The 25,846-nt window shown below is 36.5% G+C and carries 25 protein-coding genes; 14 read left to right on the forward strand and 11 right to left on the reverse strand.

Features of this window, described 5'->3' with window-relative positions; all coding sequences use genetic code 11:
* The first annotated feature begins 33 nt into the window (after nt 1-33).
* Nucleotides 34-879: a sulfate transporter CysZ gene (gene cysZ / locus ACYIAM_RS06660; protein ID WP_483747696.1), complete on the forward strand. Its 846-nt coding sequence runs from the start codon at nt 34-36 to the stop codon at nt 877-879.
* An 8-nt stretch (nt 880-887) separates the two neighbouring features.
* Here the strand turns inward: cysZ and ACYIAM_RS06665 are convergent, their stop codons facing one another.
* The 5 genes from ACYIAM_RS06665 to pdxS all read right to left on the reverse strand — a co-directional run bounded on the left by ACYIAM_RS06665 (nt 888) and on the right by pdxS (nt 4,485).
* The gene (locus tag ACYIAM_RS06665; protein ID WP_160431392.1) at nt 888-1,079 is read right to left on the reverse strand and encodes a YpfN family protein; all 192 of its coding nucleotides are present in this window, start codon (nt 1,077-1,079) and stop codon (nt 888-890) included.
* A gap of 77 nt (nt 1,080-1,156) precedes the next feature.
* Nucleotides 1,157-2,296 (reverse strand): succinyl-diaminopimelate desuccinylase, encoded by a 1,140-nt coding sequence (gene dapE / locus ACYIAM_RS06670; protein ID WP_483747697.1) that lies wholly within the window; start codon nt 2,294-2,296, stop codon nt 1,157-1,159.
* A gap of 13 nt (nt 2,297-2,309) precedes the next feature.
* Nucleotides 2,310-2,669, reverse strand: a complete 360-nt coding sequence (locus ACYIAM_RS06675; protein WP_483747726.1) for an ArsC family reductase — start codon at nt 2,667-2,669, stop codon at nt 2,310-2,312.
* Nucleotides 2,670-3,004: 335 nt separating this feature from the next.
* Nucleotides 3,005-3,598 carry a pyridoxal 5'-phosphate synthase glutaminase subunit PdxT gene (gene pdxT / locus ACYIAM_RS06680; RefSeq protein WP_483747698.1) on the reverse strand — a complete coding sequence of 198 codons (594 nt, stop codon included), beginning with the start codon at nt 3,596-3,598 and terminating at the stop codon, nt 3,005-3,007.
* Nucleotides 3,598-4,485: a pyridoxal 5'-phosphate synthase lyase subunit PdxS gene (gene pdxS / locus ACYIAM_RS06685; RefSeq protein WP_483747699.1), complete on the reverse strand. Its 888-nt coding sequence runs from the start codon at nt 4,483-4,485 to the stop codon at nt 3,598-3,600. The genes pdxT and pdxS overlap by 1 nt, the downstream gene beginning before the upstream one ends.
* Before the next feature lie 173 nt (nt 4,486-4,658).
* Between pdxS and ACYIAM_RS06690 the strand changes: the two genes are divergently transcribed.
* Nucleotides 4,659-6,062, forward strand: coding sequence for an aminotransferase-like domain-containing protein (locus ACYIAM_RS06690; protein WP_483747700.1), 1,404 nt, complete (start codon nt 4,659-4,661; stop codon nt 6,060-6,062).
* Nucleotides 6,063-6,089: 27 nt separating this feature from the next.
* Here the strand turns inward: ACYIAM_RS06690 and ACYIAM_RS06695 are convergent, their stop codons facing one another.
* Nucleotides 6,090-6,848, reverse strand: coding sequence for an IclR family transcriptional regulator (locus tag ACYIAM_RS06695; protein WP_065638187.1), 759 nt, complete (start codon nt 6,846-6,848; stop codon nt 6,090-6,092).
* A 218-nt stretch (nt 6,849-7,066) separates the two neighbouring features.
* Here ACYIAM_RS06695 and ACYIAM_RS06700 point away from each other — a divergent pair, with 218 nt between their 5' ends.
* The 6 genes from ACYIAM_RS06700 (at nt 7,067) to ACYIAM_RS06725 (ending at nt 11,855) form a co-directional block, all read left to right on the forward strand.
* Nucleotides 7,067-7,756 carry a dihydrodipicolinate synthase family protein gene (locus ACYIAM_RS06700; RefSeq protein WP_483747701.1) on the forward strand — a complete coding sequence of 230 codons (690 nt, stop codon included), beginning with the start codon at nt 7,067-7,069 and terminating at the stop codon, nt 7,754-7,756.
* A gap of 45 nt (nt 7,757-7,801) precedes the next feature.
* The gene (locus ACYIAM_RS06705; RefSeq protein ID WP_483747702.1) at nt 7,802-7,960 is read left to right on the forward strand and encodes a hypothetical protein; all 159 of its coding nucleotides are present in this window, start codon (nt 7,802-7,804) and stop codon (nt 7,958-7,960) included.
* A 12-nt stretch (nt 7,961-7,972) separates the two neighbouring features.
* Nucleotides 7,973-8,941 carry a 2-keto-3-deoxygluconate transporter gene (gene kdgT / locus ACYIAM_RS06710; protein ID WP_483747703.1) on the forward strand — a complete coding sequence of 323 codons (969 nt, stop codon included), beginning with the start codon at nt 7,973-7,975 and terminating at the stop codon, nt 8,939-8,941.
* Nucleotides 8,942-8,945: 4 nt separating this feature from the next.
* Nucleotides 8,946-10,097 (forward strand): lactaldehyde reductase, encoded by a 1,152-nt coding sequence (fucO, locus tag ACYIAM_RS06715; protein ID WP_483747704.1) that lies wholly within the window; start codon nt 8,946-8,948, stop codon nt 10,095-10,097.
* Between the two features lie 734 nt (nt 10,098-10,831).
* Nucleotides 10,832-11,095, forward strand: a complete 264-nt coding sequence (locus tag ACYIAM_RS06720) for a SemiSWEET family transporter (protein WP_081303094.1) — start codon at nt 10,832-10,834, stop codon at nt 11,093-11,095.
* A 370-nt stretch (nt 11,096-11,465) separates the two neighbouring features.
* Nucleotides 11,466-11,855, forward strand: coding sequence for a DUF1161 domain-containing protein (locus ACYIAM_RS06725; protein ID WP_483747705.1), 390 nt, complete (start codon nt 11,466-11,468; stop codon nt 11,853-11,855).
* 73 nt (nt 11,856-11,928) lie between these two features.
* On the opposite strand, the gene asnA is transcribed toward ACYIAM_RS06725, so the two are convergent.
* The gene (asnA, locus tag ACYIAM_RS06730) at nt 11,929-12,921 is read right to left on the reverse strand and encodes an aspartate--ammonia ligase (protein WP_483747706.1); all 993 of its coding nucleotides are present in this window, start codon (nt 12,919-12,921) and stop codon (nt 11,929-11,931) included.
* A 976-nt stretch (nt 12,922-13,897) separates the two neighbouring features.
* On the opposite strand from asnA, the gene gapA reads away from it, so the two are divergent.
* Complete coding sequence (gapA, locus tag ACYIAM_RS06735) at nt 13,898-14,893, forward strand: glyceraldehyde-3-phosphate dehydrogenase (RefSeq protein WP_174796268.1); 996 nt, start codon at nt 13,898-13,900, stop codon at nt 14,891-14,893.
* A gap of 157 nt (nt 14,894-15,050) precedes the next feature.
* On the opposite strand, the gene cspE is transcribed toward gapA, so the two are convergent.
* The 3 genes from cspE to yjgA form a co-directional block, all read right to left on the reverse strand.
* On the reverse strand, nt 15,051-15,260 hold the full coding sequence (gene cspE / locus ACYIAM_RS06740; protein WP_025315032.1) for a transcription antiterminator/RNA stability regulator CspE: 210 nt from the start codon (nt 15,258-15,260) through the stop codon (nt 15,051-15,053).
* Between the two features lie 390 nt (nt 15,261-15,650).
* Nucleotides 15,651-16,181: an inorganic diphosphatase gene (gene ppa, locus ACYIAM_RS06745; RefSeq protein ID WP_483747707.1), complete on the reverse strand. Its 531-nt coding sequence runs from the start codon at nt 16,179-16,181 to the stop codon at nt 15,651-15,653.
* A gap of 64 nt (nt 16,182-16,245) precedes the next feature.
* Nucleotides 16,246-16,782 carry a ribosome biogenesis factor YjgA gene (yjgA, locus tag ACYIAM_RS06750; RefSeq protein WP_483747708.1) on the reverse strand — a complete coding sequence of 179 codons (537 nt, stop codon included), beginning with the start codon at nt 16,780-16,782 and terminating at the stop codon, nt 16,246-16,248.
* A gap of 77 nt (nt 16,783-16,859) precedes the next feature.
* Here yjgA and pmbA point away from each other — a divergent pair, with 77 nt between their 5' ends.
* The 5 genes from pmbA (at nt 16,860) to recG (ending at nt 24,632) form a co-directional block, all read left to right on the forward strand.
* The gene (gene pmbA / locus ACYIAM_RS06755) at nt 16,860-18,212 is read left to right on the forward strand and encodes a metalloprotease PmbA (RefSeq protein WP_483747709.1); all 1,353 of its coding nucleotides are present in this window, start codon (nt 16,860-16,862) and stop codon (nt 18,210-18,212) included.
* Between the two features lie 9 nt (nt 18,213-18,221).
* Nucleotides 18,222-19,964, forward strand: coding sequence for a SulP family inorganic anion transporter (locus tag ACYIAM_RS06760; RefSeq protein ID WP_483747710.1), 1,743 nt, complete (start codon nt 18,222-18,224; stop codon nt 19,962-19,964).
* Nucleotides 19,965-20,118: 154 nt separating this feature from the next.
* Nucleotides 20,119-20,409, forward strand: a complete 291-nt coding sequence (gene rpoZ / locus ACYIAM_RS06765) for a DNA-directed RNA polymerase subunit omega (RefSeq protein ID WP_160431732.1) — start codon at nt 20,119-20,121, stop codon at nt 20,407-20,409.
* 18 nt (nt 20,410-20,427) lie between these two features.
* A complete protein-coding gene (gene spoT / locus ACYIAM_RS06770; RefSeq protein ID WP_483747711.1) occupies nt 20,428-22,533 on the forward strand; it encodes a bifunctional GTP diphosphokinase/guanosine-3',5'-bis pyrophosphate 3'-pyrophosphohydrolase in 2,106 nt (701 codons plus the stop codon).
* 5 nt (nt 22,534-22,538) lie between these two features.
* Nucleotides 22,539-24,632: an ATP-dependent DNA helicase RecG gene (gene recG, locus ACYIAM_RS06775; RefSeq protein ID WP_483747712.1), complete on the forward strand. Its 2,094-nt coding sequence runs from the start codon at nt 22,539-22,541 to the stop codon at nt 24,630-24,632.
* 138 nt (nt 24,633-24,770) lie between these two features.
* Here recG and ulaG read toward each other — a convergent pair whose 3' ends face one another.
* Nucleotides 24,771-25,838 (reverse strand): L-ascorbate 6-phosphate lactonase, encoded by a 1,068-nt coding sequence (gene ulaG, locus ACYIAM_RS06780; protein WP_483747713.1) that lies wholly within the window; start codon nt 25,836-25,838, stop codon nt 24,771-24,773.
* Nucleotides 25,839-25,846: the final 8 nt, after the last annotated feature.

The raw sequence follows: 25,846 nt of genomic DNA on the forward strand, positions 1-25,846 counted from the left end.
CAATTCGTTTTAATTTAAAAGGAACTGAATGTGATGCATAATAAATTAGAAAATCAGATGCAACATCGCTATTCGCAAAATCAAACATACAACCAATCAAGCAACCACAATCCAAAACGTCAACCCACAACAGGAATTGAATACTTTTTTAAAGGTTGGTCGTTGGCGTTTAGTCCAGGGATTAAGCGATTTGTTTTTTTACCATTAATTGCTAATATTGTAGTTATGTCGGCACTATTTTATTGGTTTTTTACCGCTATATCGGGTATGGTCGATTGGGGGGTATCGTATATGCCAAGTTGGCTGCACTGGCTAGGATATATCATTGCTTTTATGGTTATTTTAATGTTGACTGTTTTGTTTTGTTATTTTTTTAGTACGGTAACCAATATCATTGCCGCCCCCTTTAATGGCTTATTAGCCGAACAAGTTGAAGCAAAGTTAACGGGCATTCCCGCAGAAGATCTGTCATGGATTAGCATCATTAAAGATCTTCCTCGAATTTTTGGTCGCGAATTTCAAAAATTGATTAATTATTTATTATGGGCCATTCCTATACTGTTGACCTATTTTATTCCTGTTATTGGGCAATCGGTAACGCCTGTGATTTGGTTTTTATTTACGGCTTGGCAAATTAATATCCAATATGCCGATTATGCTTTTGATAACCACAAAATCACCTTTCAACGTATGCGTGAATTACTTAAACAAGATAAAGCCGATAATTTAATTTTTGGCATATTGGTTAGTTTTTTTACCATGATACCCTTGTTTAACTTAATTATTATGCCTATTGCCGTGTGTGGCGCAACGGCAATGTGGGTTGACCGCTACCGTCATCAAGCACTATTTGACAGCGGTAGCCAAGATTTTCGTTAAGGTGAGTGCTACTTTTTTTTCGTTGAATTTGTTGATGGCCAATCATCGTCGTCGTCATCTTGATAAGGGATAGGTTTTATCCCTTTCTTTTTTTCAAGATACGATTTATAACTCAATCGATTCAGTGCTTTAATGGTATTAATAAAAATACCAATTAAAATAACAACAATTATCCACCAATAATCTTTGAGCCACTCCATCGTATTCCCCTTTAAGTTAAAATCGGAATAATCCAATTATAGCAATCATCCATGCCAATAACGCAATGCTAACAATGCTATACTAACAGCAGTTTCTCTAAAATGCGGTGATAAATTGCGGTTAAGGTAATAATATCTTGGCAATTGGCATTTTCGTTCACTTTATGGATGGTTTTATTAAGTACCCCAAGCTCGATCACTTGGCATCCCATTTTTGCAATAAAGCGTCCGTCAGATGTGCCGCCACTGGTGGATAGTTTGGTATCAATGTCGGTAAATTCCTTAATAGCGCTAGCAGCAGCGTTGGTTAAATCGCCTTGTGGTGTTAAAAATGGATGGCCTGATAACCGCCAAGTTAAGGTGTAGTTTACGTTATATTTTTGTAAAATCTGCTCAACGCGTGTTTTAATATCTGCGTCTGTCAATTCGCTACTATAACGGAAGTTAAATTGTACGCGAAGCTCACCCGGCACGACGTTTTCAGCTCCTGTGCCGCCATTAATATTGGCTATTTGCATTGTTGTTTGTGGGAAGTATTGATTGCCTTCATCCCAAACGGTGCTAACCAGTTCATTTAACGCAGGTGCAAAACGATGCACAGGGTTATCAGCAAGATGAGGGTAAGCCACATGACCTTGAATGCCATGCACAACTAAATTGGCAGTTAGTGAACCGCGGCGTCCATTTTTAATCTGGTCGCCAAGTACCACATCGCTTGATGGTTCGCCCACAATGCAATAATCAACACGCTCTTGGCGTTTGATAAGCAAATCAACCACCTTAACCGTGCCATCGCTTGCATCGGCTTCTTCATCTGATGTGATTAAAAAGGCGACGCGCCCAGTGTGATTAGGATGTTGTTTAACAAAATCCTCTGCCGCACAAACCATGGCAGCAACGCCACTTTTCATATCCGATGCACCACGACCATAAAGTATGCCATTTTCATCAATCGTTGGTGAAAATGGCGGATAAAGCCATTTGCTTTCATCACCTGCTGGTACGACATCAGTATGGCCAGCAAACATCAAAGTTTTGCCGGTAGCATCGCCATGATAGGCCCATAAGTTCTTGGTTTGCCCAATATTGACTTCTTCAATAATAAAACCGAGTGGTTTTAATCGCTCAATAATTATTTTTTGACAATTTTTATCGTCAGGACTTATCGATTTCTCAGCAATGAGCGCTTTGGTTAGCGCAATAACAGGTTCAGTCATAATGGTCTCGATTTTATTTAGATTGTGAAATAAATTGGGAATAAAGTTCGTCTGAATAACCTAACAAAGCACGCTTACCATCAATAAGTAAAGGACGTTTTAAAATGGAAGGATTGGCTAACATGATCTGTTTTGCTGCTTGCTCATTATCAACCCGTGCACGGACAGCCTCATCTAACTTACGCCATGTGGTACCGCGAGTATTAAGCAAACTTTGCCAATCTACCAATTTTAAAAAAGTATCTAAAACATCTGCCGACAGACCATGGGTTTTATAATTATAAAATTGATAAGCTATATGATGATCATCAAGCCAAGTAAAGGCTTTTTTCATCGTATTGCAGTTTTTTATACCGTAGATGATGTACATAATCAGTGATCCAAATCTAAAAAAGAGAGGGAGATTATAACAGTTATCAGTATACGCCAGCAAATCGTAGGATTCATCTAAATAAAATCTTTTTTGTAGTTGGTTTGATGCGTTTGTGTTTCCTCAAAAGAAACAAAACAAAAAATAAAAAACAATCAATAACTGGCTGAAAAAAGTTTTTTTGAAAACAAAAATCCTATTTGTCTTGTGAAAACAAGCTTTATAGTATATCAGCTTCTAGTTTACCTTCGTATAAGCGATTTAAACGAAACGGTATAGAATCCTGAATATTTTTTACAAGTTTATCTCCGTATAGACGATTTAAACAATCCTTTATTCTAACATCTATCAATAAAGTAACGCATAATACGATTATCGGTTGTTAGTTCAGGATGAAAGGCACAAACTAAGATGTTATTTTGCTGTGCCATAATACAGTGCTGATCGACAAATGCCAGTTGCTCAATGCCTTTTCCTGCTTTGGCAATATAAGGTGCGCGAATAAATATAGCAGGGATTTGGTCACCAATCGTTGGTATCTCTAAAGTGGTCTCAAAGCTGTTAATTTGCCGTCCAAAACCGTTGCGTTCAACACAAATATCCATTAAGCCCAACAATTCGACCTCGTTATGAGTTGTGCTGTTACCGCAAAGCACCAGTCCCGCGCAAGTACCCAAAATGCCTTTTCCTTGTTTGGCAAATTGTTTTATCGGTTCGACAAGTCCATTTTGTTTAATTAAACGGCTAATGGTTGTCGATTCGCCTCCGGGGATGATTAAACCATTTAGTTTAGTTAATTGTTCGGGTTTTTGCACTAAAGTCGCTTGTACATTGTCGATACTTTTTAGCATAGTGATATGTTCACTCACCGCACCTTGTAAGTTGAGTACGCCAATATTTTTAATATGACTTTGTTTGGATGCTTTTATCATTACCAGCCTCGATCTTGCATTCTTTCTGATTGAGCCAGCGTGCTAATTTCAATGCCTTTCATTGCTTCGCCTAAGCCCTTTGAAAGCTGCGCTAAACGTGGATAATCATTAAAATAAGTGGTAGCCTGTACGATGGCTTTCGCAAATTTTTCTGGGTTTTGGGATTTAAAAATACCCGATCCAACAAACACACCATCGGCACCAAGTTGCATCATTAATGCTGCATCGGCAGGAGTAGCCACGCCACCGGCAGCAAAGTTAACTACGGGTAATTTTCCTAACTGTTTGATTTGTAAAACCAGTTCATATGGTGCGCCAATTGCTTTGGCAAATGCCATTAATTCATCTTTTGATTTGCTTGTTACCAGGCGGATTTGTTCGTTTACTTTACGTATATGGCGCACTGCTTCAACAATGTTGCCGGTACCGGGTTCACCTTTGGTGCGTAGCATTGATGCTCCTTCGCCAATTCGACGTAATGCTTCGCCCAAATCACGACAACCACATACAAAAGGTACGGTAAATTCATCCTTAAGTAAGTGATATTGTTCATCAGCCGGAGTTAATACCTCGCTTTCATCAATATAATCAACGCCCATTGATTCTAAAATACGGGCTTCAACAACGTGCCCAATGCGTGCTTTGGCCATCACCGGTATGGTAACAGCATTCATGACTTGTTCAACAATAGTTGGGTCAGCCATTCGGGCAACCCCACCAGCGGCACGAATATCTGAAGGAACTCGCTCTAAAGCCATTACTGCAACCGCACCGGCTTGCTCGGCAATTTTTGCTTGCTCTGCATTAACAACGTCCATAATGACGCCACCTTTTTGCATTTTTGCCATGCCACGTTTAACTGTTTGTGTGCCTATGACTTGGTTCATTTTTTGCTCCTGATTAAATCAATAATGATAATATTGTTAAATTTGCAATATTATTCAAAAATAAAGCTCAGCAAAAAACAGCCAATTGGACTATAATTAAACCATCCAATTTTTGGAACGAATTTGTCGTAGCAAAATGCTTAAAGCGACCAACACATTAAAGTAAAATAACCATGTGGAATAGACAAACACTAGTACAATTTACCGGATCACTTTTTAAAAAAGTCACGCAACTTATCGAGCACTATATTGAGCAGGGCGTATTGATTGCGGGAGAGAGGTTACCTTCAGAACGCGAACTAGCAAAAAAATTGGGTATCAATCGCTCAACGGTTGTGCATGCGTTAGAGCTGTTAACTGAACGTGGTGTGCTGATCCGGCGACAAGGAAGTGGTACTTATGTCAATCATCAAAAGTGGGGCGTTCAAGCGTATTCATCAATTAATTGGCGGTTACCTGCGCATTTTTATCAAAATAAACAATCGTTTTATCAACAAAAAGTAGCGCAAGTTCGAGCGCAGCAACCATACATTTGCGATCTAGCTAATGGCGATTTGCCAACCAATTTGATTCCTAAACTACAGCTACCAAATACTTCGTTAAATGAACTGATTATGCACGAAAAGAACAGCGATACACTACAATTAGGTTTGCCATCGCTTAAAATCCAAATTGCGCTTTATATGCAAGCGCAGTTTTCCATGCAAGTTGATATTAATGAAATTTTAATTACATCGGGCACACAGCAATCGTTATTTCTCATTACGCAGGGGTTACTTAAACCTGGTGATGCGGTTGGAATTGAGTCTCCCTCTTATTTTTACTCATTGCCTTTGTTTCAAGCGGCGGGCTTACGTTTGTACGGTATTGCGTGCGATAATGAGGGGATTATGCTTGAAAGTTTATCCAACTGCGTGCAGCAACATCAAATTAAGTGGTTGTTTTTGAATCCCATTTTTCAAAATCCGAGCGGTTTTGTTATGAGCGACAAGCGAAAACAAACGATACTGGCATTTTGCCGTTCACAAAGTATTGGAATTGTTGAAGATGATGCTTACAGTAGTTTAGCATTTCAACCTGATTTGGCGGTATCGCCCATTAAGAAATGGGATCAGCATAATCAAGTTATCTATTTAGGATCGCTATCAAAATATATTGGACGAAATATTCGTGTTGGGTGGATGATCGCTCCGCGTAGCATCATCGAAAATCTGGCCAAAATTCGGCAACATATTGATTCTGGTCTAAGTATATTGCCACAATTATTAGCCCAAGAATATTTGCAACATCATCATTTAGTCCATCAACAACAATTACGGCAAGCACTGCAAATCAAAGCCGAGCAATTAATGCAATGGTTAGATAGCTATTTTTGTGGTGATATTACATACCAAGCACCATTAGGGGGCTTTCATTTATATGCTCATTTACCGGTGAGCACGGTAGCGCAAGAATTAGCGCTACTTAATCAACTGTTATTAAATGGTGTGATTGTGTCACAAGGTGCCGATTTTGGCGATAGCCTTGGGACAACAAGATTTAGCTTTGGTCATTTTGTACCGCCATTGGTTAGGTAACAAACAAATTGTCACAAAAATAAACCACTAGCTTCTTATTTTATCGGATAGCATTTTTGTAGCTGCTAGCAAATATTGAACAAATTCGTTTATTCTTTCGTTTGGCATTTGAAATCGAACCCCCGATGTACTAATTGCGGCAATGACTTTGCCATTCTTATCATAAACGGGCGCAGCTAAACAGGTTACTTCGTCAAAGTCTTCAGCATTATCAAATGCCCAACCTTGTTCACGTATCTTTTTCAACTCATTTTTGTACGCAGTTTTTGTGGTGATAGTGTTTTGCGTTTTTATGGGTAAGTTTTCGTTTGGGAACAAGTCATCAACTCGTTGCTCGGGTTCCCATGCTAAAAGTGTTTTACCCAGTGCAGAGCTGTGTAAGGAAAGCTTACGGCCTAACCAGCTTTTAACTTGAATAGCGCTTGGGCTTTCGACTTTAGCCAAATAAATAGCAGAATTGCCATCTAATACACCTAAATGACACGCAAGTTGTGTTTTATCGCGCAAAAACAAAAGCGGTTCAGTTGCCAAATCTTTAATATTAAATTGTTTAATGGCATTATTACCAAATTCATAAAAGACAAGGCCCAAAAAATACTTACCCTCGTTTTGCCGTAATAAGCCATTAGTAACCAAGCTGGCAAGTAATGCTGATGTTGAACTTTGAGGTAACGATAATCCTTGATAGATTTGGGTATAAGTGGCGCCATCGTGTTTTGCAATAAAGTGAAATATTCGGGTTGCTTTATCGATGGCAGGCGCTTGCGTTGTTATTTCTGTTGTCACAAATTAAACTCATGTATTGAAGTTGTTGTAAGTATAAATATTTTTTTTAGTTTCAACAATAGCCGTTCTTTCTTGATGATTCTGCCTAATATTTGATCGCCGTCACATTTTTAATAAATAGTGAGCTATTTCCCCCTAATTAAGTTGAGTTGATTTATCAACAACATTATATTGAAATTAATTTCAATATAATGTTGTTAATTTAATTAGGAGTTATTATGAGTAATTCAAATCCATACTTTGGTGCTATCTGTCCTGCAATTACCCCGTTTAACCGTCAAAATAAAATCGATTTTGGTGCGATGGAACAGCACTACAAAATGTTAACTGATTCAAAAATTAATGGAATTTTGGTTATGGGCACTATTGGTGAGTTTGTCACCATGACCATACAAGAGCGGTTAGAAATCATTAAGCAAGCTCATCAATTTACTGATTTACCTTTAATTGTTAACGTATCAACCACCGTTGTTGACGATATGGTAAAGCTTGCTGATGCAGCATTTGATGCTGGCTATGGCGCCGTAATGGCATTACCACATTTCTATTTTGCACAAACACCGAATCAATTATATGAATATTACAAATATTTAGATTCAAAATTTGTAGGTAACTGGTTTATATATAATTTTCCTGCTAGAACTGGGTGCGATGTTGATTCACAACTAGTCACTCGATTAATATCTGACTTTCCAAAATTTATTGGTATTAAAGATACCGTTGATTGTGCATCTCACACTCGATCAATCATTTTGGCCTCACAAAAAATTCGCAAAGACTTCTCTGTATTTTCTGGTTTTGATGAGTATTTCGTGCCGAATTTAATGAATGGTGGTGCAGGCGTTTTATCGGGTCTTAACAATGTTGTTCCTGAAATTTTTGCCAGTGTAATGGCAGCCTTTAAGTAAAACGATTTTAATGAATTGACTCGATTACATAAAGAAATCAGCCGATTGTCTAATATTTACAGCATTGGCGATGATTTTGTAACAACCATTAAAGTTGCGGTAGAACAAAAACAACATTATTTAGAACCAAGATCGCGGAATTTTGGTGGAACATTAAGTGGTGAACAAATTGAAAAAATAAAAAAACTTTTTAACTGTCAATAAAAGGGCTTATTTATGAAAATCAAAAAGTTTATCGATAAAGTGCCTGGTGGCATGATGCTGGTACCTCTTTTTTTAGGTGCGCTTTTGCATACTTTTGCACCTGGAACTGCTAAATACTTTGGTTCTTTTACTAACGGTATTATAAATGGTGTGGTGCCTATTTTGGCGGTTTGGCTATTTTGCATGGGCGCTTCAATTAAAGTGAGCGCAACTGGTACAGTACTGAAAAAATCAGGCACATTAGTTGCCACTAAATTAGCGGTAGCATGGGCATGCGCTTTTATTTTTACACAAATACTGCCTGATGATGGCCTAGTTAAAACGGGATTTTTTGCGGGCTTATCGGTTTTAGCCATCGTGGCGTCGCTCGATATGACCAATGCCGGATTGTATGCCTCTTTAATGCAAGAATATGGCACTAAAGAAGAAGCTGGTGCATCAGTATTAATTTCCATGGAGTCAGGGCCTTTAATGACTATGGTTATTTTAGGTTCTGCTGGTTTGGCATCCTTTCAACCAGAGCATTTAATGGGTGTCTTAATGCCATTTATTGTTGGGTTTATTTTAGGCAACTTAGATGAAGAATTAAGAAGCTTATTTAGTGTTGGCACAAAAACACTCATCCCTTTTTTTGCTTTTGCTTTAGGTAACACAATTGATTTGACCGTTATTTTTAAAACAGGATTCTTAGGCGTATTTTTGGCTGTTTTTGTTATTGTTGTTTCAGGTATACCGCTTATATTGGCTGATATATTTGTAGGTGGCGGTCGAGGCGTTGCAGGAATTGCTGCATCAGGTACTGCCGGCGCTGCTGTGGCAACCCCTTTTTTAGTAGCTGAAGTTGCCCCAACTTTTGCCGAAGCGGCACCTGCCGCAACCGCACTTGTTGCAGCATCGGTGGTAATTACCTCGATTGTTGTTCCAATCATCACCTCTTTATTTAGCAAGTATATTGCAAAAAATATTCAAATTAAGGAGTAATAGTATGACTTATCGTATGATATTAAATGAGACCTCGTACTTTGGTGCCGGATCAATTAGCCATTTGATTGATGAAGTAAAAAAACGCCATTTTAAAAAGGCACTTATCGTTACAGATAAAGATCTTATTAAATTTAAAATCGCTACTAAAGTTACCGATTTATTAGATAAATTTGGGCTTAATTATGATGTTTTTGACGAAGTAATTCCAAACCCAACTATTGGTATTGTTAAAAATGGGGTAGAAAGGTTTAAAAAGTCAGAGGCTGATTATCTAATTGCTATCGGTGGCGGTTCGCCACAAGATACGGCTAAAGCGATTGGTATTATCATTAATAATCCGCAGCATGCTGATGTGCGTAGCTTAGAAGGGACAGTTAATACGCAAAAAGCGGCTGTGCCAATTATTGCGATTCCAACCACAGCTGGAACAGCAGCCGAAGTCACCATTAACTATGTTATTACCGATGAACAAAACAAACGTAAGTTTGTGTGTGTCGATCCACATGATATTCCTGTTGTTGCTATTGTTGATAGCGAAATGATGGCTTCGATGCCCGCTAGTTTAAAAGCAGCAACGGGGATTGATGCATTAACGCATGCTATCGAAGGTTTTATCACCAAAGGTGCATGGGAGCTATCAGACATGATGCATTTAAAAGCGATAGAAATTATTAGCCGTGCATTACGCGAATCGGTTAAAGGCGATCCTAAAGGCGTAGAAGATATGGCGCTGGGGCAATATATAGCCGGTATGGGGTTTTCAAATGTAGGCCTTGGGCTTGTTCATGGTATGGCACATCCTTTGGGTGCTTTTTATAATATCCCTCATGGTGTTGCTAATGCTGTTTTATTACCTTATATCATGGAATTTAATGCTGAATCAACTGGTGACAAATACCGTGATATTGCCAAAGCAATGGGATTAAAGGATATTTTAAATCAGCCAATACAAGAGGTTCGCAAATATGTCGTTGAAGCGGTTAAACAGCTAAATAAAGATGTCGGCATTCCGGCTAAATTGCGTGATATTGGCGTTCAAGAGCAAGATATTCCCGAGCTTGCTCAGGCTGCATTTGCCGACGTTTGTACTAGTGGCAATCCACGAGAGGTTAATGTAAAGGATATTGAAATGTTATATCACTATGTTTATTAACTTTTGATAAAAATTCTCCATAACTTGAATTTTACAAGGATGATTGTGTTGATGAATAGGTTATGTTGAATTTGTAATAAATCATTACATAAAATAAATATTTGGCCTATTGCGATAGTTCATTTGTTGTGGCTTATGGCTATCGCCTTTTTGTTAGTATTTAACTATTCGATTTACTCTTTAAACTATTATTTATGTCATTATGTAATGTCAGCAAAACACATGAGTTTATTTGCTTAGCAAGTGAGTTCAAAAAGCGGGCTGGGTAGTCAGAATAAAACCATTATTAGGATAGTTTAATATTTAACCTTTTTAAAAATTAATAAGTAATCATTATATTATTGAGTTATCAACAGGCTTATTCAGTACTTATCAAATCATATGGTGAATAAATATTTCAAATCCGTTTTGCGTTATCAGTAACATAATTGACTAAAATAGTTGAAGGCGAGATTAAGTAACATTAACCGTTTAACCAATTATTGAAATTAGTTACGCCGTGTTAGTTGTTATCACGCTGCATTACAAATGATTGGAACGTTTTTATAACCTGATGATTAAATGTCAATCCCTTATAAATAATATGAGTTCATAAGTCAAACTAGGGTAATTGTTCGACTTATTTTAACCTAATTTACACCGCTTTTCCCAGTTTATGGTTTACTGACAATACTCTAACTAGCTATAATCATTGGTATTAGATGATAAATCATAAACGATATTAGGAGGCAATTTTGCATCTTTCACCAAAGGCTTTTCGTATTTTAGGGATTATAGCTACGATAGCATCATTAGGGATGTATGTTTCTTATGTGCCGCAAATCATTGATAATTTACATGGGTTTAAATCAAATCCTACTCAACCGTTAGCAGCAGCTATTAACTGCTCGCTTTGGGTTAGCTATGGCTTATTGAGAGAAAAGAAAGACTGGCCAATTGCAATTGCTAATTCTCCTGGCGTATTTTTCGGTTTAATCGCTTTTTTTACCGCGCTATGATTGTTATTAAACTATTGATTACTAATTACTTTTTTACTTTTTTTTATGGCTATTTTACTTATTAAGGTTAATTTTTTTCAACAAAATAAAATCACAAACAGGATTGGTTAAGATTTAATCTTTTAAAAAAATAATTAATAATCATTGTATTACTAAGTTATCAACAGGTTTGTTAAACACTTATCAAATTTTATAGTGAATAAATTGAGTTAGGCGGTTCGCATTAACATTATCCGACAAAATGACAAGTTTGTTAGATGTGTAACTATGTTGGCAATTGTTTTAATCACACATTAAAACAAGATAGACAGATTGACTAATCGTTTTATAATGCATACGATAATTTCATCATATATGAAAGGAATAGAAAATGAAAAAATTAATTGGTTTGTTTTTACTTGGTTTACCTATGTTAGCTGCGGCATCAAATTGTGAAGAAATTAGCAATAATATTGCCGAAAAAATCAAAAATAATGGCGTTGCTCCATCTCTGTTTCAACTCAAACTTGAACCAGCTGATAAGTCCGAACAACAAATTGAAGGTAAAATAGTAGGATCATGTGATCGTGGTCAGCAACATATTGTTTATATTCGTTTAGACGGATTAGCAACTGAGTCGCAAGATAAGACAAGCAATGCAAAAGATGAACCAATGCAAAGCGGTGCTGATAAAGCATCACAGCCATCAAAAATAAATCCAACTGAACAGCAGCAACCAGTGTTACAAAATACCGAATCTACTCCAACACAAAGTCAATAATTTACGGCAACCGAACTAGTGTTTTTAAAGCAAAAACATGGGGCGTAAAGCCCTATGTTTGTATGGTGTGTTGTTATAGTAATTGACTATAATTTGCTTTGACATCATCGCTCCATACACTTGCTTGTACTTGACCAATATGTTTTTGTTGTAACAGCAACATTATCAAACGCGATTGGCCAATGCCGCCGCCAATAGTTTGTAATAAGTCACCATTAATTAATGAATTATGCCAAGTTAGTTGTAGACGATCTTCATCATTAGTTAATTTTAATTGACGTTTTAATGTCTCTGGGTCGACTCGAATGCCCATTGATGAAATTTCAATTGCGCTATTTAAAATCGGATTCCACACTAAAATATCGCCATTTAATCCTTTAGAGCCTAAATCGTTATCACTACTCCAATCATCATAATCGGGTGCACGCACGTCGTGTTTTTCATTATTTGACAACTTACCACCAATACCAATTAAAAACACCGCGCCCAGTTCTTTTGTTATGGCGTTTTCACGCTCTTTTGGGGATAAATTAGGATAACGTTTTAATAGCTGTTCACTATCGATAAAAGTGATTGATTCGGGTAAAAATCGCGAAAGATGATACTGCTGTGAAACTGTCTTTTCGGTCGCCTTAATCGCAGTATAAATATTGTTAACCGTTTGTTTGAGATAAGTTAAATTGCGATCTTCTGGGCGAATCACTTTTTCCCAATCCCACTGATCGACATAAACGGAATGAATGGGCGAAAGTTGATCCTCGTCTGGGCGTAGCGCTTTCATATTGGTGTAAATGCCTTCGCCAACTTTAAAATTGTGCTCACTTAGAATCTTGCGCTTCCATTTAGCCAGTGAATGTACCACTTCATATTGTACATCAGGTATTGCTTTTACCTTAACTTGGACTGCGTGCTCAGTGCCTGATAAATTATCTTGAATACCATCGCCAACTTTACTTAGTAACGGGGCTTGCACTTCGATCAGTGATAGACTCTCGGCAAGTTGATTGGCAAAAAATTGCTTAACAAAACTAATTCGCTGTTGTTGCTCTTTGAATGATATCATCATGCTTACACTCTAGTTATTTAGTTTTATCTGAATAGGTAAAGTAAACTAGATGGATAAATTTTGCAAGATGTAGATAAAAAGGTTATAGCTTGGATTTGTTCGACGGTATATAAATTATTGGATTTATTTAATGATATTTTAGTGCAATATTAACGAAATCAACTCATTAACTTGTTTCTTTTTATAAGAAAATACTGAATTTTTCACAACATGATTTAAATCAAAAAAACTAAAAATTTAAATCTTATCAATGCTATATCTGAAAAAATGAAGTTTTTTTAGGTTTTCTATAAGCTATTGGGGGGGGCGGTTAGGTTTTGGAAATGTTCATGGTAGCTATTTTGAACATCTAAACTGTAGACGTTCAAAAGCACTGCACCTAATCCATTCCAACCACCAAAAAAGTTTTATTTTTCGCAAAGAACGCTCGAAAATACAATTGATTATATTAGTATTTTTTGTTGTTAACCAAAAACAATAGTTTGTTTTGTTTATCTTATTTCTGCATCAGAATATGCCGACAACTGAGCGAAGTGTAACTATCACTAATGTATTTATTCAATTATCGGTAACAACCCGAACGGTTGAATAAAATCTTAAACTGTTACAGCAACACTTATTAAAGTGTTTAGCTCATACAACTGAGTTGGGTTATTAGCATGTAATATAGTTTTGGAGTAGTTTTAATAGATATTTAAAGCGAAATATTTCAATTCGCTTTTTATTCGGTTGAATCGATAGCGCATATAAACTTTTGGGAGTAATGTATGACTATAGTATGCTTTATCATGCTGAGCGGTTAATTTAAATAACACAATGATTTTATTTGCGATAATTTATCTAACCTGCACTTGGTCTAATCTATTTAATCAATTCGTGTTTAATTATTAGGAATCTTCTTGAATAAATCTTTAAAATTTGATAGCTTACAAGAAATATTTTTAACATTAAAAACACAAAAAAGAAGGTAATTGTTATGACAATCAAAGTAGGTATTAATGGATTTGGCCGTATTGGTCGTATTGTTTTCCGTGCTGCTCAAAAACGTTCAGACATTGAAATTGTTGCAATCAACGATTTATTAGATGTTGAATATATGGCTTATATGCTTAAATATGATTCAACTCACGGTCGTTTTGACGGTACAGTTGAAGTTAAAGACGGTAAATTGGTTGTTAACGGTAAAGCAATCCGTGTTACTGCTGAACGCGATCCTGCTAATTTAAAATGGGACGAAGTCGGTGTTGATGTTGTTGCTGAAGCAACAGGGCTATTCTTAACTGACGAAACTGCGCGTAAGCATATTCAAGCAGGTGCTAAAAAAGTTGTCTTAACCGGTCCATCAAAAGATAGCACGCCAATGTTTGTTATCGGCGTTAATGATAAAGATTATGCAGGTCAAGATATCGTTTCAAATGCATCATGTACAACTAATTGTTTAGCGCCTTTAGCTAAAGTTATCAACGACAACTTTGGTATCGTTGAAGCATTAATGACTACTGTTCACGCAACTACTGCAACTCAAAAAACGGTTGACGGTCCATCTCATAAAGATTGGCGTGGTGGTCGTGGTGCTGCGCAAAACATTATCCCTTCATCAACAGGTGCTGCTAAAGCAGTAGGTAAAGTGATTCCTGAGTTAAATGGTAAATTAACTGGTATGGCTTTCCGTGTTCCAACTCCAGATGTTTCTGTTGTTGACTTAACTGCTCGTTTGGAAAAACCTGCTAAATACGAAGATATCTGTAAAGCTATCAAAGCAGCTGCTGAAGGTCCGATGAAAGGCGTTCTTGGCTATACAGAAGATGATGTTGTTTCTACTGATTTCTTAGGTGAAGTTTGTACATCTGTATTTGATGCTAAAGCTGGTATTCAATTAAGTGATAACTTTGTGAAACTTGTTTCTTGGTATGACAACGAAGTGGGTTATTCAAACAAAGTATTAGATTTAATTGCTGTTATTTCTAAGTAAAAATTAGCCTTTATCCTAGTTTTGTTAAAATGGCGACCTTAGGGTCGCTTTTTTTCTATGCTAAATTACGTGTAATTTTTTAGCTTTTTGATATAAAAAACGCTCTCCTTGTAGGCGAGCGTTTTGCTAGTATGGAAATAAATTATTTAAAGTTGAACTAGATTACAACAACTTCAGCTGCTGCTGGTCCACGAGGGCTATCTTGGATCGCAAATTCAACCTGTTGTCCTTCAGCTAAGGTTTTAAAACCATCTCCTGAAATAGCAGAAAAGTGAACAAATACATCTTTACTTCCATCCGCAGGTGTGATAAAACCAAAACCTTTACTTTCATTAAACCATTTTACTTGGCCTGTTTTCTTATTCATTTACTAGACATCCTAACAATAATTAATAATTAGCCTTTTAGGCTGGTATGAGTTTTAACATTGTCTTCATTATGTAACTCACAACCATGATAAACGTTCAAAACCACATTACCAAAGTTAGTCGTTTTCATAATTTCAACTTTGTTGTTTACCCAGTGCTATTACCGCATAAATTATAACCAAAAGCAAGATATTAATAATAATTTTTTTTGCTTAGAATTTAGTTTTTCTTAATTTTTTAGATAATTACTTATAAATTGATAAAAGGCAAATTATTGTATAGTTAAAACTTTTAATTAATTTTGAATGTTAATAAATTAATCAAAAACAAAAAAGCCATAAAATAGTATTTATGGCTTTAATCAACGATTATTTTTTTATCACTCCATTTTATTTATTTTTTGCTCGTTCAAATGACTCAATAATTTCTTTACGAGCTGCCTCAGCATTGTCCCAACCGTCAACTTTAACCCATTTACCTTTTTCTAATGCTTTGTATTGTTCAAAAAAGTGTTTGATTTGTGATTTTAGTAATTCAGGCAAATCATCAACATCTTTAATATGATCATATTCTTTTGATAGTTTACTGTGAGGTACTGCAACTAGTTTTGCATCTTGACCTGCTTCATCAGTCATTTTTAATACCCCAACTGGGCGACAACGGATAACAGAACCCGGTTGTAATGGGTATGGTGCTGGGACTAATACATCAACTGGATCACCATCCAATGATAATGTGTGATTAATATAACCATAGTTACATGGATAAAACATTGCTGTTGCCATAAAGCGGTCAACGAATACAGCACCCGTATCTTTATCGACTTCGTATTTTATTGGATCAGCATTAGCTGGAATTTCTATCACAACATAAATATCATCTGGTAATTCTTTACCTGCTGGTACATTTAAAAGTCCCATTTTTGTATCCTCTATCTAAGTTTATATAGTGTTTGTTAATAACAATAAGCGCACATTATAAAGATTATTCTGTATCGCTCAATTCTTTTAAATATTGAAAAATTTGCTTTGCCGATTTGACGGGTTTATTGGATTCTTGCTCTTTTTTAGCTAAACGGGCTAAGGTGCGCAGTTGCTGGCGATCGGCTGTTGGATATAAGTCCATAATGGTTTCAGCATCACCAGTTGCAATCAGATCATCGCGTAGCTTTTCAAGTTTGTGAAATAAGGCAATTTGCTGATTGTGGCGATTTTTGAGCTTATCAAGCGCTTGGCTAATAGGTTCAATATCTCGGCTACGTAAAAGCTTGCCAATATATTGAATTTGTCTGCGATACCCTTCTTTTTTTATCTTTTGCGCAAGTTCAATAGCATAAATAAGATCCTCATCAAGAGGGATTTTTTCCAGTTCGTTCTTGCTTAAATTGATAAGTTCAATACCCAATTTTTTTAGGGCTTCGGCATCGCGTTTGATTTCACTTTTGCTAACGTAAATGATTTCTTCGTCTTCATTGTCAATAATAAAGTTGGGTTCTAGATTTGTCTCTTGATTGTGATTCATGTTATTTCTTTTGTTAACTAATATTCAATTCTGGCTTATTATAACGTATCACTAGCAGAATTGTAGAAAATAATAAAATGAGTATTGAACAGATTAAAAAAGAAGCTTTAAATCAAAAAGTGAATTTATCAGAAATTGTCGCTAATGCCATTAATCAAGCAAAGTCGCGAGTTGATGAAGTTGAGGTGTCGATTAACAAGTCAACAGGTATTAGTGTCAGTACGCGCCTTGGCGAAACCGAAAATGTTGAATTTAATAGTGATGGGGCATTATCCATTACGGTTTATCAAAATCAATGTAAAGGCTGTGCATCAACCAATGATTTATCCGAACAGGCTATTTTGCACACGGTGGATATGGCAATTAATATTATGCAATACACCTCGCCCGATCCTTGTTCTGGTTTGGGCGATGTAAGCCAAATGGCATTTAATCCACCCGATTTAGATTTATTTTACCCAAGTGATTTGAATGTTGATAATGCTATTGAGCTGGCCAAACAAGCCGAGTTAACCGCGCTCAATCATTCAAAATTAATTAATACTGATGGAGGTCATTTTAGTAGTCGCTATGGTGTTTATGTGTATGGCAATAGTTTGGGGATGTTACAAGGTTATTGTGCAAGTTCACATTCACTTTCATGTTCTGTCATTGCTGAACAAGCAGGGCAGATGGAAAGTAATTATGCTTATACTTCATCACGCGATTTTAGTGAATTAAAATCACCAAATTGGGTTGGCATGCAGGCGGCTGATAGAGCGATTTCAAATTTAGGCGCTAAACAAATCGCAACCATGCAAACGCCAGTGCTATTTAGTGCTGAAGTTGCCGTTGGGCTAATTAGGCATTTAGTAGGCGCTATAAGTGGCGGTGCAATCTATCGGAAATCTTCGTTTTTATTAAATAGTGTTGGGCAAGCTGTCTTTCCTAAGTGGCTAACCATTTATGAAGATCCTCATATTCTAAAAGGCGTTGGGTCGTCACCTTTTGATAATGAAGGTAGCAAAACAGTTCAACGTAATATTGTTGAACAAGGCGTGTTGCAAACTTATTTGTTAGGTAACTATTCTGCGCGTAAATTGGGCTTAACATCGACTGGGCATGCAGGTGGTATTCATAATTGGCGGGTTTCACCAAGCCAAACTAATGTTGATTTTAATGATATGATTAAAAAAATGGATAAAGGTATTGTGGTGACTTCATTAATGGGGCAAGGTGTTAATGGTGTGACAGGCGATTATTCACGCGGAGCCACTGGGTTTTGGGTTGAAAACGGACAAATTCAATATCCGGTTAGCGAAATTACTATTGCTGGCAATCTTAAAGATATGTATAAAAATATTGTGGCAATTGGTAATGATGTCGAAACAAGAACGAATATTCAATGTGGTTCGATTTTGATTGATAATATGAGTATAGCCGGAAAATAAAGGAGTAGTATGGGCAGGTTTTTAAACAGTACTTTTTTCCAGAAAATAACTTCATGGATGCCAGGATTAAGTAGTTTATTACAGTATAAACGCGAATATTTTACTTTTGACCTTAAGGCTGGCTTGTCGGTTGCGGCTGTTTCGTTACCTGTATCAATTGCTTATGCTGAATTGACTGGCGTTGGCGCTATAGCAGGATTGTATTCGACCATTTTGCCTTTAATTGTGTATGCGTTTTTTGGTTCTTCTAAGCAACTGATTGTTGGGCCTGATACGGCTACTTGTGCTGTGGTTGCGGCTGTTGTATTACCGTTAGCGGCAAATGATCCAATATTGCGTTGGCAATTAGTTGTAATATTAACAATCATGATCGGTATTTGGTGTATCATCGCAGGAAAGTTGCATCTGGGTGCCTTGGCCGACTTGCTTAGTCAGCCTATTTTAATTGGTTTACTAAATGGTATTTCAATCACCATTATGGTTGATCAGTTAGCCAAAACATTGGGCTTTAGTTATGATTATTCTTATTTGATTGAGCGAATTATGTATTTCCCTTTTAAAATACTACAAATCCATATAGGTACTGCACTGGTTTCATTTTTTACGTTATTAATTTTAATTGTTTTAAAGCGTTTAAAGCCTCAATATCCAGCACCGCTGTTAGCCGTTATTGTGATGACGTTTTTTTCATGGTTGTTTAATTTTGAATATTTTAATATTCGTATTATTGGTAATGTGAGCGGTGATTTTATTCCTGTCGAATCATGGCTTGATTTCGATAAAGGTTTAATGCGTGATTTAGTTGTGCCTTCGCTTAATATTGCCATCATCTGTTTTGTGAGTATGATGATAACCGTGCGCAGTTTTGCATCCAAAAATAACTATGAAACCAATGCTGATGTTGAATTTAAAGCGTTAGGTATCGCCAATATTGTAGCAGGGTTATCACAAGGCTTTGTGGTTAGTGGCACATCATCAAGAACCGCTGTGAATGATGCCAATGGGGGGAAAACTCAACTCGTTTCGATTATTGCTGCAATGTTAATTGGTATAGTTGTGTTGTTTTTTCTTTCACCTTTGCAATTTATTCCAACTTGCGTATTAGGAGTGATTTTAATTTATTCTTCAATTTCGTTAATCAATTTTCAAACAATTATCCGCTTTTTTAAATTTGATCGAGATGCGTTTTATTTAAGTTTGACAACACTCGTTTCAGTGCTCGTAATTGGCATTATTCCTGGTATGGCGTTAGCAGTACTCCTTGGCCTATTTTTATTTTTACGCCGTGTATTTAGGCCAAAAGATCAGCTGCTAGGTATTGATGAAAGTGGTCGAATTCATTCAATAGGTCAGGATGTACGACCAGTCAATAATACGATGATTTATCGATTTAATTCTCCGTTAACTTATTTCAATATTGCTTATTTTAAACGAAGAATTATTAGTTATATTGACGAAGCACAAGAAACTATAAATTATGTGATTGTCGATGCGATTCCTTGTTTTACCTATAAAGATGTGAGTGTTTTGTCGGGCATTGATGAATTAGTAAAGTCTTTAAAAGTAAGAAACGTGACTTTAATCTTATCTGGCCGACGCAAAACGCTCAAAAACTGGTTTAAACAAATGAATATTAAGCTTGATGATAATTATATTGATTTTGCTTATGATCTTTATTTTGCGGTTAAATTAGTCCAAAGCAAGGAACATATAAATAATAAAGTTGATGATGAATCTGTCCAGTTATCGTGACCGTTAATAAAATCGGAAAGATTGTTTTTATTTATCTCACATCCTTTGATTTCGATAGATGAAGCAATATTAATATAGACAATCGCCTATAAATTTAAGTACAATGTCAGATCTTTCATATGAAGCATTTTAGTAAACAATTTTAGAGGTAAAAATGGCACGTGTAACTGTTCAAGATGCAGTAGAAAAAATTGGTAATCGCTTTGATCTCGTTATTGTAGCAGCAAGACGCGCTCGTCAACTACAGGTTGAAAATAAATCTCCACTGGTTCCGGAAGAAAACGACAAAGAAACTGTTGTTGCTTTACGTGAAATAGAAGATGGTCTTGTCAATAAACAAATTCTTGATATTGCTGATTTCCAAGCGCGTCAAGATGAAGAAGCAGAAGTGCGCGCAACACTTCATGAGTCGATTCTTCTCGAAAATACACCATCGTACGAATAAGCTTCACAGGAATTGCTTATGCAATATTTCGATAGCTTAAAAGAGGTTGTAGCATCTTATCTTCCGCCTAAACAAGTCAAATTGATTCAAGATGCTTATCTTTTTGCTAAAAATGCACATGATGGGCAATTCCGATGTAGTGGTGAACCTTATATCACTCACCCAGTTGCAGTCGCAACAAATTTAGCTGAGATGCGGCTTGACTATGAAACCATTATTGCTGCACTTTTGCATGACACTATCGAAGATACTCCAGTTACCTTTCAAGATATTACGAATAAATTTGGTAAACATGTTGCCATTTTAGTTGAAGGTGTTTCTAAACTTGATAAATTAAAATTCCGTAACAGACAAGAGGCTCAAGCTGAAAATTTTCGGAAAATGGTGCTTGCCATGACCGAAGATGTGCGTGTTATTTTAATTAAACTAGCTGACCGCACTCATAACATGCGCACACTCTGTGCCTTAAGACCCGACAAGCGCCGTCGCATTGCCAAAGAAACTCTCGAAATTTATGCTCCTTTGGCTCATCGTTTAGGTATTCATCATATTAAAACTGAACTCGAGATTTTAGGCTTTACAGCAATGCATCCCAATCGCGCTAAAGTGATTGAAAAAGTAATTAAAACAGCGCGAAATAAACGAAAAGAACTGATTCAACGAATTTTGTCTGAAATAAAGCAGCGATTACGTGACGCACATATTGATGCCAATGTGACAGGTATCGAAAAAAATATTTATGTGATTTATCAAAAGATGAAACTGCGTGAACAGCAGTTTCATTCCATTATGGATATTTACACTTTTAGAATTGTGGTTAAAGATGTCGATGCTTGTTATCGTGCGCTTGGGCTGGTACATAATTTATATAAACCACGGCTAAATCGTTTTAAAGACTATATAGCGATTCCTAAAGCGAATGGGTATCAGTCATTACATTCATCATTAATTGGACCACACGGTACTCCAGTTGAAGTACAAATCCGTACTGAAGACATGGATCAAATGGCTGAAATGGGGGTTGCTGCACATTGGGCATATAACGAAAAAGATGAGTTGAATACTACCACGCAAATTAAAGCGCAACGCTGGATGCAAAGCTTGTTAGAACTACAACAAAGTGTAGGTAATTCTTTTGAGTTTATCGAAAATGTAAAATCAGATTTGTTTCCTAAAGAAATTTATGTTTTTACCCCTAAAGGGCGTATTGTTCAGTTACCAGAGGGGGCGACTGCTGTTGATCTTGCTTACGCGGTTCATTCAGATATTGGTTATCAATGTATTGGAGCGATTGTTGATCGTAAACCTTATCCTCTATCACAACCACTAAGTAGCGGGCAAACCGTGGAAATTATTACCTCTCCAGAAGGACGACCTAACGCGAATTGGTTGAATTTTGTAGTTAGTGCTAAAGCAAAATCTCGTATTCGTCATGCGCTTAAAACGCTTAAACGTGAGGATGCAATTGAATTAGGATGGCGTTTACTTAACCTTTCGTTAGTTAAATCTGGAGGTATTAGTGGGCTATCATCGAGCCAAAAAGATCGAGTGGTTGAATTAACAAAGTTGTCCAATTTTGAAGATGTCTTGGCCGAAATTGGATTAGGCAATATTATGAGTCATTTTATTGTCAAAGGTTTAGAACATAAATCGCTGTTACCAAATAAAGCAGAGCCAAATAAAACACTTGTTATTACCGGCAGTGAAGGCGTTTTGGTTACGTTTGCTAAGTGTTGTCATCCTATCCCTAATGATCCTATTGTTGGCCATGTTAGCCCTGAAAAAGGACTGACAGTACATCATGAATCTTGCCGAAATATTACAGGCTATCAACATAACCCAGAAAAATATATTGCGCTTAAATGGGCTCCTAATATTTCTCAATCCTTTGTTGCTGAAATTTGGGTCGATATTTTAAATACTCAAGGTTCTTTAGCACATATTCTTTCAATTATTAATGATGAAAATGCCCACTTGCAATGGTTAAATACTGAAGAAAAAGATAGACAAATTTATACAATCATCTTGCAGATAGAAGTGAAAGATACTCAGCAACTTAATGAGTTAATTCGTAAAATGTCACTACAACCGGATGTAGTGAGTGTTACACGAAATATAAATTAGTAATTATGATAAATCGTTTTTTGGACCATTTACCGTTGATAAAATTAACAGGAGTTGGTGCAAGTTTAGAAAAAAAATTCAATATATTAGGTATCTATAGCGTCAAAGATCTATTATTGCATTTTCCTTTGCGTTATGAAGATCGCACTTCGACTTGTGCCATTGGTGATGTGGCTATCGGTGGGTATACTACGATTGAAGGGTGTATCATAAAAACTGAAGTCATCTTTAGGCGTAAGCAAATGTTAGTTTGTTATATTCAAGATGAGTCAGGAATAGCAATATTAAGATTTATAAATTTTAATGCTGGGATGAAAGCAAGTTTAATGCAAGGTAAGTGGATAAGTGCTTATGGTGAGGTAAAAAGAGGAAAAAACTATCCTGAAATAATTCATCCACAATATAAAGTTAAAGGTAATCTTGAGAATAATTTGTTAGCTTCTGATTGCAATGAAGAAAGATATACGCCTATCTATTCAACGACTTACGGACTTACTCAAAATATTATTCGTAAACTGATTCAAGCTGCACTGCTATTATTAAACCGTAACCCGCCAAAAGAAATTTTACCGGCATCGCTAGCGAGTCGCTATTTCACTGTTTTCGATTCGTTAAATATTATTCATAACCCACCAATAGATACTGATATAAATCAATTGTCGAATGGGGAACACCCTGCAATTAAACGGTTTATTTTTGAAGAATTGCTCGCTTATCATTTAAGCATGTTGATGTTGAAAACAGATAATCAAAAGCAGCAAGCTTATGCAATGAATGTCAGTCAAAAGTTTATAAAACCGTTTTTATCTTCATTATCTTTTTACCCCACTCATGCTCAGAAACGAGTGGTTCAAGATATTTATCTAGATATGGCAAAACCAACTCCAATGATGCGATTAATTCAGGGAGATGTTGGTTCTGGCAAAACGTTAGTTGCAGCACTAGCGGCACTCAATGCAATAGAAAATAATCGACAAGTGGTATTAATGGCGCCGACTGAAATATTAGCAGAACAACATTATAACAATTTTAAACAATGGTTTGATCCTCTTGGCATTTCTGTGGATTGGTTATCAGGGACATTAACCGCTAAAAATAAGCGTCAGCGTTATGAGCGTATTTTAAATGGTGAACTTACCATGTTAATTGGAACGCATGCGGTATTTGTTGATAAAGTGCAATTTAATTCATTAGGTTTAGTGATTATTGATGAGCAGCACCGTTTTGGTGTTAATCAGCGCTTAAGTCTTTGGGAAAAAGGCATTAAAGATCATATTTATCCTCACCAATTAATTATGACCGCAACGCCTATCCCCAGAACATTAGCCATGACTGTTTATGCCGATCTCGATGTTTCAGTCATTGATGAATTGCCACCAGGAAGAACGCCTATCACCACAGTTGTTATACCTAATACTCGCCGAGATGAGATCATTGAACGTGTAAATCAAGCCTGTTTAGACAATCGCCAAGTATATTGGGTATGTACTTTGGTTGAAGAGTCCGAAACGCTTGATGCACAAGCGGCTGAAATGTTGGTTGCTGAATTACAAGCGCGTTTGCCTCATTTAAGTATTGCGTTAGTGCATGGCAAAATGAAATCTGATTTAAAGCAGTCGGTGATGCAAGACTTTAAAGCCGGAAAAATTCAATTGCTTGTCGCCACAACGGTTATTGAAGTTGGCGTTGATGTACCTAATGCTAGTTTAATGATTATCGAAAATGCAGAACGATTAGGTTTAGCACAATTGCATCAGTTACGTGGACGAGTTGGACGAGGTTCGGCAGTGTCTCATTGTGTACTGATGTATCAAGCGCCTTTAAGCAAAATTGCCCAAGCACGCATGAAGGTAATGCGTGAAAGTAATGATGGTTTTATTATTGCCCAAAAAGATCTTGAACTTCGTGGTAGTGGCGAAATTTTAGGAACTCGGCAAATGGGTATGGCTAATTTTAAAGTGGTTGATTTGATTCGCGATCAGCATTTGATTAGTGAAGTGCAACAAGCATCTTATGATTTCCAAAACAACTATCCACAAAACGCCATACAATTAATTGATTGCTGGCTGCCAAATCGTGAAAAATACATTAATGTATAATTGTGCTGTATTTTTTTACTAAAATTAAATGTTGTACTTATTTATGGATAATAAATTTATGTGTGAGCTGAAGCATTGTTGTTTTCAGTCCACACATGGTGAAGTTAATATCTAAAAAGTTAAGATAACATTGCAGAGTTATAAGAATGAGCGATAAGGTAATTCTGGCTCATCAATAAAAATATCTCTAAAACCACGATAATGTTGATAATGCATTTTATGTTGATCGGTTGGATAAGTATATCTTCCGCCCACTTGCCAAAAGAATGGCGTAAATTGATAATTTAGGCGATCTTTTTTCATTTGCCATAATACTTCGATTTCACGAGGGTCGCTTTGGAAGTTTGCCCAAATATCATGATGGAATGGAATAACAACTTTAGTATTGAGTGATTCAGCCGCACGCAAAATATCGGCTGACGTCATTTTATCTGTTACACCACGAGGGTTTTCGCCGTAAGATAGCAATGCAACATCGATTTTATAATCGTTACCATGTTTTGCATAATAATTAGAATAGTGTGAATCACCAGAATGATAAAGCGATCCGCCCGATGTTTCAAATAGATAGTTAACAGCTCTGTCGTTCATGCCATCTAAAATAGATTTATCAGTTGATGATACGCCTTTGGGGAGAGTAACTAGTGATGTTCTATCAAAAGAATCCAATACCCGAATGGTGATATCGCCGACTTGGATTGTTTCGCCCACTTTGGCAACAATGCAACGATCTTCTGGTACCCCCCAACTTTTCCATAATTCTACACAGGCTTTAGGGCCGATAAATTTAACACTAGATGAACAGTTTTGAATAACAGCAGCAGCAACATTGACATCAATATGATCAGCATGATCGTGAGTTGCCATTACTGCATCAATTTGTTTAATTGCAAAAGGGTCAAGAACAAATGGGCTCGTTCTTAAATTTGGTTGTAATTCACGCACGCCCCCCATACGCATCATTTGATGTTGTTTATTCATTAATGGATTTGCGTGTGTCTTTTTTCCAGTTCCACACCAAAAATCGACAGATATATTTGTATTGCCAGCTGATTTTAACCAGATACCAGTACAAGCAAGCCACCACATCGTAAATGTGTTGGGTTTAACTTCTGTCGTTTCTATTTCTTCATTGAGCCATGTTCCCCATTCAGGAAATGTATTTAATATCCATGATTCACGGGTAATCTCGTTCACTTTACTCATACTTTGTT

It is taken from the genome of Gilliamella sp. X-60, from assembly GCF_057063585.1.

Excerpts from the sequence above, each read along its gene's own strand:
- ACYIAM_RS06760 (WP_483747710.1), top strand. The coding sequence starts at position 18,222 with ATGGGCAGGTTTTTAAACAGTACTTTTTTCCAGAAAATAACTTCATGG.
- fucO (WP_483747704.1), top strand. The coding sequence starts at position 8,946 with ATGACTTATCGTATGATATTAAATGAGACCTCGTACTTTGGTGCCGGA.
- cysZ (WP_483747696.1), top strand. The coding sequence starts at position 34 with ATGCATAATAAATTAGAAAATCAGATGCAACATCGCTATTCGCAAAAT.
- pdxS (WP_483747699.1), bottom strand. The coding sequence starts at position 4,485 with ATGAACCAAGTCATAGGCACACAAACAGTTAAACGTGGCATGGCAAAA.
- cspE (WP_025315032.1), bottom strand. The coding sequence starts at position 15,260 with ATGAATAAGAAAACAGGCCAAGTAAAATGGTTTAATGAAAGTAAAGGT.
- ulaG (WP_483747713.1), bottom strand. The coding sequence starts at position 25,838 with ATGAGTAAAGTGAACGAGATTACCCGTGAATCATGGATATTAAATACA.
- kdgT (WP_483747703.1), top strand. The coding sequence starts at position 7,973 with ATGAAAATCAAAAAGTTTATCGATAAAGTGCCTGGTGGCATGATGCTG.
- recG (WP_483747712.1), top strand. The coding sequence starts at position 22,539 with ATGATAAATCGTTTTTTGGACCATTTACCGTTGATAAAATTAACAGGA.
- yjgA (WP_483747708.1), bottom strand. The coding sequence starts at position 16,782 with ATGAATCACAATCAAGAGACAAATCTAGAACCCAACTTTATTATTGAC.
- dapE (WP_483747697.1), bottom strand. The coding sequence starts at position 2,296 with ATGACTGAACCTGTTATTGCGCTAACCAAAGCGCTCATTGCTGAGAAA.
- ACYIAM_RS06665 (WP_160431392.1), bottom strand. The coding sequence starts at position 1,079 with ATGGAGTGGCTCAAAGATTATTGGTGGATAATTGTTGTTATTTTAATT.
- ppa (WP_483747707.1), bottom strand. The coding sequence starts at position 16,181 with ATGGGACTTTTAAATGTACCAGCAGGTAAAGAATTACCAGATGATATT.
- pdxT (WP_483747698.1), bottom strand. The coding sequence starts at position 3,598 with ATGATAAAAGCATCCAAACAAAGTCATATTAAAAATATTGGCGTACTC.
- pmbA (WP_483747709.1), top strand. The coding sequence starts at position 16,860 with ATGAGTATTGAACAGATTAAAAAAGAAGCTTTAAATCAAAAAGTGAAT.
- rpoZ (WP_160431732.1), top strand. The coding sequence starts at position 20,119 with ATGGCACGTGTAACTGTTCAAGATGCAGTAGAAAAAATTGGTAATCGC.
- asnA (WP_483747706.1), bottom strand. The coding sequence starts at position 12,921 with ATGATGATATCATTCAAAGAGCAACAACAGCGAATTAGTTTTGTTAAG.
- ACYIAM_RS06700 (WP_483747701.1), top strand. The coding sequence starts at position 7,067 with ATGAGTAATTCAAATCCATACTTTGGTGCTATCTGTCCTGCAATTACC.
- ACYIAM_RS06690 (WP_483747700.1), top strand. The coding sequence starts at position 4,659 with ATGTGGAATAGACAAACACTAGTACAATTTACCGGATCACTTTTTAAA.
- spoT (WP_483747711.1), top strand. The coding sequence starts at position 20,428 with ATGCAATATTTCGATAGCTTAAAAGAGGTTGTAGCATCTTATCTTCCG.
- ACYIAM_RS06725 (WP_483747705.1), top strand. The coding sequence starts at position 11,466 with ATGAAAAAATTAATTGGTTTGTTTTTACTTGGTTTACCTATGTTAGCT.
- gapA (WP_174796268.1), top strand. The coding sequence starts at position 13,898 with ATGACAATCAAAGTAGGTATTAATGGATTTGGCCGTATTGGTCGTATT.